This is a genomic window from Agrococcus sp. HG114, assembly GCF_024723325.1.
Classification (GTDB): Bacteria; Actinomycetota; Actinomycetes; order Actinomycetales; family Microbacteriaceae; genus Agrococcus.
Map to the genome: position 1 here is coordinate 1 of NZ_JANQCH010000246.1, position 853 is coordinate 853.

At 78.1% G+C, this 853-nt stretch carries 2 protein-coding genes; one reads left to right on the forward strand and one right to left on the reverse strand.

Going from position 1 to position 853, the window contains the following annotated elements:
• On the forward strand, positions 1–416 hold a 416-nt coding region (locus NWP09_RS13030; RefSeq protein WP_258275914.1), incomplete at its 5' end, for an anti-sigma factor.
• 15 nt (positions 417–431) lie between these two features.
• Here NWP09_RS13030 and NWP09_RS13035 read toward each other — a convergent pair.
• Positions 432–853 (reverse strand): winged helix DNA-binding domain-containing protein (locus NWP09_RS13035; RefSeq protein WP_258275915.1); only part of this gene is annotated, 422 nt, incomplete at its 5' end.

The following is an 853-nucleotide window of genomic DNA, read 5'->3' on the forward strand; positions in this document are numbered from 1 at the left end:
TCGCCGCGGCGTGCGCCGCGTCGGCCGCCGTCGCCGCGACCCTCGCGGTCGTGGTCGTCGCGCAGCTCGACCGCGGTCCCCGGCCCACCGAGGTGGCGGCGGCGGTGCTCGACCCGCTCTCGCCCTCGGTGTCGACCGCGCGCGCCGAGGTGATCGAGCGCGACGGGCAGCGGCTGCTCGTCGTCGACGCCGACGCGCTCCCGCAGACCGACGGCTACCTCGACGTGTGGCTGCTCGACGCGCAGGCCCAGCAGATGGTGAGCCTCGGCGTCATGGACAGCACGACCGCGCAGCTCGCGCTGCCGGCCGACCTCGACCTCGCGGCCTTCCCGATCGTCGACGTGTCGGTCGAGCCGTACGACGGCGACCCGACCCACAGCGGCGACAGCATCTGGCGGGGCGCGCTCGGCGGCTGACCGCGCGCGAGCGGCTCAGCGGTGCGGCCAGCGCTCGAGCGCCCGCTCGATCGCCGCGCGCGCCCGCTCCCCCGCCGGCTCGACGAGCTCGAGCACGGGCGCGGACCCTGCGCGGCCTGCGGGCAGCCGCCACGTGCCGACCGCGACGCCGTCGACGAGCACGACGGGGCGGAAGACCCCGTTGCCGCCGGGTACCATCGCCCGCAGCGCCGCGGCGCTCGCCCCGAGCGACCGATCCTGGTAGCCGAGGAGCCACTCGTCGAAGCCCGGCAGGAGCGTCACGCCCAGCCGCCCGCGCGGCTGCGCGCCTACGGCGACGAGGTGGTCGGATGCGCCGACGCGCAAGCGCTCGAGGCTCGCGGCGCGCTCGAGGGCAGCCCGCACGCCGCGCTTCGGCAGGCCCAGCCACCACGCCGCGTCGTCGGCGCGCACGGGGC